Origin of the sequence: Streptosporangium minutum (assembly GCF_002149035.1) — a bacterium.
GTDB lineage: Bacteria > Actinomycetota > Actinomycetes > Streptosporangiales > Streptosporangiaceae > Streptosporangium > Streptosporangium minutum.
The window spans coordinates 1-3,395 of sequence record NZ_NGFP01000434.1 but is presented as its reverse complement, the minus strand read 5'-3'; the positions used below and the strand labels follow the sequence as shown (position 1 = coordinate 3,395).

The window sequence follows — 3,395 nt, the reverse complement described above, 5'->3', positions numbered from 1 at the left end:
GTGCTACGGCTACAACGCCTTCTGGGCCCGGCACCTGAAAGCGCTCGACCTCGACTGCGAGGGCTTCGAGGTCGAGACGCTGATGAACATCCGCGCCGCCAAGGCCGGGCTCCGCTACCGCGTCATCGTCCAGATAGGCCACGATGTCGCCCGAGGCGGTCGCCGCGCCGGTGTTCTTGCCGCCGGACAGCCCTCGCTCGTGCGTGTTCTCCACCACGATCGCGCCGGGATAGCGCTGCTTGAGCCGCAGGTGAAGATCCGGATTGTGGTCGACGACCAGGATGATCTCGTACGGCCTGCGCCGCTGGTTCTCGACCGATTCGACGGCCGCCTGGATGTCCTCCCAGCGTTCCTCGGTGTAGACGCATATGACGATACTGCTGTTCATGGCTAGGCCGCGCCCTGGTCCGCCGCCGGGGCGGTGTGGGGTTCCGGCGCCGGGGCGTACGGCCGCTGGCGCCACTCCCGGATGATGGTCCTGAGCACGCGCAGGCCGTCGCGGACCGCGCGCAGGTTGCTCTCGCCGTGGATCCGGCACCGCTCGTGGCTGGGCACCTCGTGGACGCGGAGCCCGGCCTTGGCGGCGCGGATGTTCATCAGCGTCTCGACCTCGAAGCCCTCGCAGTCGAGGTCGAGCGCTTTCAGGTGCCGGGCCCAGAAGGCGTTGTAGCCGTAGCACAGGTCGCTGTAGCGGGTGCCGTAGATCAGGTTGACCAGGGTGGTGAGGACCTTGTTGCCGGCACGGCGGCTGAAGGTCAGGTCGTCGCTGCCCCCGCCGGCGGCGTAGCGGGACCCCTTGACGAAGTCCGCCCCGGTGACCAGGGCGCCCACGAACTGGATGATCTCGCGGCCGTCGGTGGACCCGTCGGCGTCGATCATCACGATGATGTCGCCGGTGCACGCGGCGAAGCCGGCGGCGAGCGCGTCGCCCTTGCCCTTGCCGCTCTGTGTGATGATCCGTACGTTGGGCCGCAGCCGCCTGGCGACGGCGACGGTGTCGTCCACCGAGTGGCCGTCGACGAGCACGATCTCGTCTATCCACTGCGGGAGTGTGGCGAAGACGTGCGGGAGGTTCTCCGCCTCGTTCATCGCGGGCACGACGACGCTGACGGTCGGGGAAATGGCCATGTGAGGGGTGAGCGGGGTGAACCGCTCAAGTGGCGGCATGGAACGTAACATGCCGATCTGCTTACCGTTCTGCCTGACGGACTCGGGATTCATGATGGCGGATATTCCTTTTGTCCTTCCGTGCGCTCGCCCCCGACGTGCAATGGGAACGGCGCAACTGTGATCAAGAGAGGCCTTACGTCGGGAGTGAAGGATTATCGGAAGACGCGATCTGAGGGGTTGCGGTTACTGCTGTGAGGAAAGCGGCTAATGCGCCTTGGGTGATTGTTCCGCGGTGGGACGGGATATGGGGCGGGACAGGAGAGTGGATCTCGCTCTGCCGTAGCCCTTGAGGAGCCGGTCCGCGGCTCGGAAAAGGGAGGGGTTGTCCACTACGACGGTGCGGAGCCTGCTGATGGGGACCCGGCCCAGCCACTGGGCGGCGGCCACCGGAGACGGGCGCGAGATGCGCGCCTCGGCGACCATTAAAACGCCGGTTTTAAGCCATTCCTTGTATTCACGGCCGCCTTTTCCCATGTCCACCTGGTGCAGTCCCGCGTTCGCGGCGTGTTCGGCCATGTGCAGGTGGTGCATGATCCCGGGGGAGTAGCGGGCGTAGGCGGGGTCGTAGGCGGGGAACCAGCCCACCAGGGTGTGCGCCGTGCGGAGGCCGAAGTGCCCGGCGACGGGGGTGTCTCCGGCGTAGACCATGGTGAGCACGCCGGCGAAGTCGTCGGACCGCCGGGAGTGCAGGTCCTCGACGAGCCGCACGATCCACGGCTGGGCGAAACGGTCCACCCGCCCGGTCCGCCGGTACTGGTCCGACTTCCAGGCCATGACCGCGCGCAGCGTCCCGATGTCCGCGGAGTCCCACTCGAACCGGATCTCGCCCCGTTCGCGGCCGAGCTTGCGCTCCTTGTAGCGGACGGTCTTGTAGTTCTTCGCCGAGCCGGCGCGCACCCGCTCGACGTAGGCGTCGAAACCGCCGCTGAGGTCCATGACGGGGGCCGGCCGTACGTCCGTCTCGTAGGGGGCGAACGTGGGCTGGCCGGCGACCAGGTGGTCGAAGTCGATGGTCGACAGCCCGCAGGCCCGGAGCAGGTCACGGGGGTCGATCTTCAGCTCGGGGACCGAGATCAGCCCCTGGCAGGTGGTGAGGTGGCCGCCCAGCGGCCTGCCGACGCCGAAGCCGTGCCGCTCGTGGGGGAGGAACCCCGCGATCTCGCCGCCGTCCTCGATCACCGCGACCCTGACGTGGTCCCGGAGCCTCCCCATGGCCAGGGCGAAGTCCACCGAGAGGAAGGGGTTGTCGAGGCTGGGGGAGGCTTTCTGGATCTCGCGCCATCGGTGGGACTCGGCCTCGCCGAGGTCCTGCGGGCGCACAACAGTGATCTTCACCCTGACCCGGCCCCCTGTTCGGTCCGCAAGCTTCCGCTCCCCCGCTGCAACAGGCGCAATACATATATAAAGCCACCGAGCACCGCGATCGTCGCTACTCCGGCACGGGGCGACCATGATTCAAAGGACAGCATCGCTGTGGCGAGGAGAACGTTCGCGAGCAGGCCGGCCGTCACTCCCACTGATATTGCAGTAAGAGGATCACGATCACGCAACAGTCCCGCCACCGCGAACCCGGGGACCGCCAGAAGGAACAGCGGAGTGAAGATCATCCGTAATGGAGATCCGAGGTCGGCGAGTGCGACGACGGCCCCTGTCGCGCACGCAAGGATGAGCGCCCATTTGAGCACCTCGCGGTCTGTCGGCATCTCGCTGCTCCCGGCTGGTGATCGAATTGCTGATCGCATATTCATGTGACCAACCAGCCCGCATGCGCGTCAATGCCGACGCATGGCATCACCCCACGGTTTACCGGATTGCAAAGTTAAGTCAGGAAGTTGTCGACGATCAAGTCAGAAGATCACGTTTTCTACGGTTCTGTACTAGGAGAAGTGGAGGACGTGGGCGCCTCGGTGGGGAGAGGAGGCGGGTCGCTGGGCGGATCCGAGACCTCCGGCTCGGGACTCTCCCATGAGATCGCGCAACTGGAGCCGCCCCCGGCGGAGGTGAACGCGACCCGTCCCGTGCCGCTCTCCCCGGGGTCGGCGGCGGTGACCCAGATCATGGCCCCGGCTCCGGCCTTGAGCCGCCCCCGCCGGGGATGGACGTTCAGGCCGCCCGAGGTGGTCGCCGACCACGAGAGCGCGGCGTCGCGCGCGGAGAGCCGGATCTGCCCCGCCCCCTCTCCGATGTCCGTGGGACACGAGACGGCCAGCCGCCCGGCCTTGGGC

Annotated in this window: 4 protein-coding genes; 1 reads left to right on the top strand and 3 read right to left on the bottom strand. The window is 67.3% G+C overall.

Annotated features, from left to right (window positions below):
* The 3 genes from CA984_RS43165 to CA984_RS43155 form a co-directional block, all read right to left on the bottom strand.
* The coding region (locus CA984_RS43165; protein WP_242676494.1) for a glycosyltransferase family 2 protein at window positions 1–388 on the bottom strand (388 nt) is incomplete at its 3' end.
* Window positions 389–390: 2 nt separating this feature from the next.
* Window positions 391–1,167 carry a glycosyltransferase family 2 protein gene (locus CA984_RS43160; protein ID WP_242676493.1) on the bottom strand — a complete coding sequence of 259 codons (777 nt, stop codon included), beginning with the start codon at window positions 1,165–1,167 and terminating at the stop codon, window positions 391–393.
* A 207-nt stretch (window positions 1,168–1,374) separates the two neighbouring features.
* Window positions 1,375–2,505 (bottom strand): GNAT family N-acetyltransferase, encoded by a 1,131-nt coding sequence (locus tag CA984_RS43155; protein ID WP_086579055.1) that lies wholly within the window; start codon window positions 2,503–2,505, stop codon window positions 1,375–1,377.
* 551 nt (window positions 2,506–3,056) lie between these two features.
* Between CA984_RS43155 and CA984_RS43145 the strand changes: the two genes are divergently transcribed.
* Window positions 3,057–3,395: hypothetical protein (locus tag CA984_RS43145; protein WP_207621267.1), on the top strand; the 339-nt coding region annotated here is incomplete at its 3' end.

Bases quoted from the DNA above. Each gene is read 5' to 3' on its own strand.
- CA984_RS43160 (WP_242676493.1), bottom strand. From the start codon at position 1,167: ATGCCGCCACTTGAGCGGTTCACCCCGCTCACCCCTCACATGGCCATT.